General features: G+C 62.0%; 4 protein-coding genes. 3 read left to right on the forward strand and 1 reads right to left on the reverse strand.

Translation table 11 applies throughout. The annotated features are described in order from the left end of the window. From ACM62R_RS04965 to ACM62R_RS04975, 3 genes are all read left to right on the forward strand, one after another. The coding region (locus ACM62R_RS04965) for a glutathione S-transferase family protein (RefSeq protein ID WP_415182955.1) at window positions 1-381 on the forward strand (381 nt) is incomplete at its 5' end. A 10-nt stretch (window positions 382-391) separates the two neighbouring features. Then, a complete protein-coding gene (locus ACM62R_RS04970) occupies window positions 392-1,603 on the forward strand; it encodes an acetyl-CoA C-acetyltransferase (RefSeq protein WP_415182956.1) in 1,212 nt (403 codons plus the stop codon). An 11-nt stretch (window positions 1,604-1,614) separates the two neighbouring features. Then, window positions 1,615-3,807 carry a 3-hydroxyacyl-CoA dehydrogenase NAD-binding domain-containing protein gene (locus ACM62R_RS04975; protein ID WP_415182957.1) on the forward strand — a complete coding sequence of 731 codons (2,193 nt, stop codon included), beginning with the start codon at window positions 1,615-1,617 and terminating at the stop codon, window positions 3,805-3,807. A 58-nt stretch (window positions 3,808-3,865) separates the two neighbouring features. On the opposite strand, the gene ACM62R_RS04980 is transcribed toward ACM62R_RS04975, so the two are convergent. Next, on the reverse strand, window positions 3,866-4,449 hold a 584-nt coding region (locus tag ACM62R_RS04980), incomplete at its 5' end, for a Type II secretory pathway, pullulanase PulA (protein ID WP_415182958.1).

Below are 4,449 nucleotides of genomic sequence, written 5' to 3' on the forward strand. Positions count from 1 at the left end.
GCGGCCGAGCGGCGCGAGGTTTTGCGCTGGATGTTTTGGGACAATCACAAATTGTCCACCGTGATCGGATCGACGCGGTTTCTGATGAACTTCCTGTCGCCCGAAAAACGCCCGGCAGAGGTTATAAGATTTCAGCAAGGCCGCTTGAAGGCCGCCTATAAGATACTTGATAGCCGTTTGGCCGCCGGTGACTGGATCGTGGGCGACGTGGTGACGATCGCCGATCTGGCCTGCTGCGGGTATCTTTATTACCCCGAGCCCTTTGGCTTTGAGCGGGCCGATTGGCCCCATATTGATCGCTGGCTGGACCGTATTGCCGCCCTGCCCGGCTGGAAACACCCCTATGCGCTGATGCCCGGCAGCCCCGCAGACCGGACCTGAGGAGGATAAAATGACAGAAGCCTATATCTATGATGCTGCCCGCACCCCCCGCGGCAAGGGCCGTGCCGATGGCGCCTTGCACGAGGTTACGTCGGTCGCGCTTTCAGCGCGGTTGCTGAACGCCGTCAAGGCACGCAACGGGTTGGCGGGCCACGCTGTTGAGGACGTGATCTGGGGCAATGCCACGCAGGTTGGCGAACAGGGCGGTTGCCTTGCACGGTCTGCGGTGCTGCTGTCCGATCTGGACGAAAGCATCCCGGGGCTGGCGATCAACCGGTTCTGCGCGAGCGGCATGGAGGCGGTTAATCTGGCGGCCAATCAGATCAAGGGCGGGGCCGGGCAGGCCTATATCGCGGGCGGCGTTGAAATGATGGGCCGGGTTGCCATGGGATCGGACGGGGCGGCGATTGCGGTTGATCCGTCGCTGGCGATGAAAACCTACTTTGTGCCGCAGGGCATTTCGGCCGATATCATCGCCACCGAATATGGGTTCAGCCGCGAACAGGTCGATGCCCTCGCGGTGGAAAGCCAGCGCCGCGCGGCGCAAGCCTGGGCTGAAAAACGCTTTGCCAAATCCATCGTGCCGGTAATTGACCAGAACGGTCTGGTCATTCTGGACCATGACGAATTCATGCGCCCGCAGACCACGATGGAAACCTTGGGCGCGCTGAAACCCAGCTTCAAGGACATGGGCGAGGTGATGCCCGGGTTCGACAAGGTGGCGATGATGAAATATCCGCACCTTTCGCATATCAACCACGTCCACCACGCCGGAAACTCTTCCGGCATTGTGGATGGTGCCGCCGCCGTTCTGGTGGGCAATGCCGAATTCGGCAAGGCGCATGGCCTTAAACCCCGCGCCCGGATCCGCGCCACCGCCAAGATCGGCACTGACCCCACAATCATGTTGACCGGCCCGGTTCCCGTGACCGAAAAGATCTTGCGCGACAGCGGGATGAGCCTTGGCGACATCGACCTGTTCGAGGTGAACGAGGCCTTCGCGGGTGTCGTGCTGCGTTTTCAGCAGGCGTTTGACGTGGATCCCGCCAAGGTGAACGTCAACGGTGGCTCCATTGCCATGGGGCACCCGTTGGGCGCCACCGGCGCTATCATCATCGGCACCTTGCTGGATGAGTTGGAACGCACCGGCAAATCCATTGGCCTTGCGACGCTGTGCATCGCCTCGGGCATGGGTGCGGCCACCATCATCGAACGCGTCTGAGGGAGAGTGACATGACCGATTTTACCTATAACCTTGACGCCGACGGCGTTGCGACGATCACCTGGGACGTGCCCGGAAAGTCGATGAATGTGATGTCGTTCGCGGGCTTTTCCCAACTGAACGACATGATCGACACCGCGTTGGCCGATGCTGCGGTCAAGGGCATCGTCATCACCTCGGGCAAGAAGGATTTTGCCGGGGGGATGGACCTGAACGTCATCGCCAAGATGAAGGAGGACGCGGGCGCCGAACCCGCCAAGGGCCTGTTCGAGGGTGTGATGATGATGCACGGCATCCTGCGCAAGATCGAGCGCGCCGGGATGGACCCGAAAACCCTGAAAGGCGGCAAGCCGGTTGCGGCCGCCCTGCCCGGCACTGCCCTTGGGATCGGGCTTGAACTACCCCTGTCGTGCCACCGGATCTTTGCGGCCGACAACCCCAAGGCCAAGATCGGCTTTCCCGAAATCATGGTCGGTATCTTTCCCGGCGCGGGCGGCACTACGCGGCTGTCGCGCAAGATGGGCGCGATGATGGCGGCGCCTTTCCTGCTGGAAGGCAAGCTGAGCAACCCGAAGGCCGCCAAGGCCGCCGGGATCATCGACGAGGTGGTAGACGACCCGGTTGCCGCCGCCAAGGCGTGGGTTCTGGCCGCAAAAGACGCTGATCTGGTCAAGCCCTGGGATGCCAGGGGTTACAAGATGCCGGGCGGGGCACCCTATCATCCGGCGGGTTTCATGACCTTTGTCGGCGCGAGCGCGATGGTCCACAGCAAGACGATGGGCGTTTACCCTGCCGCCAAGGCCCTGCTGAGCGCGGTTTACGAAGGCGCGTTGGTGCCTTTTGATCAGGCGCTTAAGATTGAGGCGCGTTGGTTTACCCAGGTGATGATGAACCCCTCATCCTCGGCGATGATCCGTAGCCTGTTCATCAACAAGGAAGCATTGGAAAAGGGCGCGAACCGGCCGCAGGTCGCTGATCAGACGGTGAAAAAGGTCGGCATCCTGGGGGCCGGGATGATGGGGGCGGGCATCGCCTATGTGTCGGCCAATGCCGGCATCGAGGTGGTACTGATCGACGCCAGCCAAGACGCCGCAGACCGTGGCAAGGCCCATTCATCCGACATCCTCGACAAGGGGATCGCGCGCAAGAAGGTGACCGAAGAGAAGAAGGACCAGGTTCTGGCCCGGATCACCGCCACCACCGATTATGGCGCGCTGAAAGGGTGCGATCTGATCGTTGAGGCGGTGTTTGAGGATGTCGGCGTCAAGGCCGATGTCACCGCCAGGGCCGAGGCGGTCTTTCCGCCGGACGCGATCTTTGCCACCAACACCTCAACCTTGCCTATATCGGAATTGGCCAAGGCCAGCGCGCGCCCCGAACAGTTCATCGGCATCCACTTCTTCAGCCCGGTGGACAAGATGCTGCTGGTCGAGATCATCAAGGGCAAGCAGACCGGACCGGTGGCGGTGGCCAAGGCGCTTGATTTCGCGCGCCAGATCCGCAAGACGCCGATCGTGGTCAATGATGCGCGGTTCTTTTACGCCAACCGCTGCATCATCCCCTACATCAACGAAGGTATCCGCATGGTTGCCGAAGGGGTCAGCCCGGTTCTGGTGGAAAACGCCGCGAAACTGGTGGGCATGCCCCTGGGGCCGCTGCAACTGGTTGATGAAACCTCGATTGACCTTGGGGTAAAGATCGCCAAGGCCACCCGTGCGGCGATGGGCGATGCCTACCCCGATGGCGCGGTGGATGAGGTGCTGTTCTGGATGGCCGATCAGGGCCGGATGGGTAAAAAGGCCGGCGCGGGCTTTTACACCTACGAGGCCGGCAAGCGTGGCGATATCTGGGAAGGTGTGGGCAAGAAATACCCCGAGGTCGACACCCAGCCCGACCTGACCGAGGTCCAGCACCGCCTGCTGATGGCGCAGGTGCTGGAGGCCGTGCGCGCGCTGGAAGAGGGCGTTTTGGAAGATATCCGCGAAGGCGATGTCGGCGCCATTCTGGGCTGGGGCTTTGCGCCTTGGTCGGGGGGGCCGTTCAGCTGGCTTGATATTCTGGGCGCATCGCGCGCGGTGGAAATCTGCGATACGCTGACGGCGCGTTATGGCGCGCGCTTTACCACGCCGACACTGCTGCGTGAAATGGCCATAAAGGGTCAGACCTTCTACGGCCGCTTTGGCGGCAGCGCCAAGGCAGCCTGACCGGGGCTTTTGAAAATCCGAAATGCCGGGCGGCCCTCTACCGTCCGGCGTTTTGCCGCTAAAAGGAATAGTTGAACCGCGCCACATCCTCGGCGCAGATCTGGCCCAAAAGCGCGGCATCGGCATCGCTGTAATACCCGCGCCAATCGCGCGCCCGTTCTGAGGGGTTGGCGACCGCCAGCGGGGTGACGGCAAAGCCCAGATGCGCCTCAAGCGCGGCGGCGTCTTTTTCCAGATGCTCAAGCCGCAGATAGACGCTGCAATGTTCCCGCCCATCCGGCAGCCGCAGATAACTGCCATAAGGCGCCTGCGTGAAGGTGGCCCGCGTTTGCGGTGCGTTCAAAAAGCCGCTGAAATCAACCGCCTTTGCCAGATGCACCGCAGGATGGTCAAAGCCCTGCCCGTGCAGCCAATGATAATAGCTGACCATCCGGTCCCAGGGGTTGCGCACCAGGGTAAAGGTGAAAAAGCTGGCCGCCTCTTCCGGGGTGATCAGGCCGATCACATCGGCAAGGGTCGCATGTTTCCAAAGCCGCCCGGCCGCCTGAACCCCCTTCAGCCGCCCCCGCCGTTTGCGCGCCTTGGGCGTATCACCGATCAGGATATCATCGGCCATTGCCCGCGCCTCAAGCGCAAGGCTTA

Source organism: Phaeovulum sp. (assembly GCF_047638075.1).
In the GTDB taxonomy this organism is placed as follows: Bacteria; Pseudomonadota; Alphaproteobacteria; order Rhodobacterales; family Rhodobacteraceae; genus UBA6197.

Excerpts from the sequence above, each read along its gene's own strand:
- ACM62R_RS04970 (WP_415182956.1), top strand. The coding sequence starts at position 392 with ATGACAGAAGCCTATATCTATGATGCTGCCCGCACCCCCCGCGGCAAG.
- ACM62R_RS04975 (WP_415182957.1), top strand. The coding sequence starts at position 1,615 with ATGACCGATTTTACCTATAACCTTGACGCCGACGGCGTTGCGACGATC.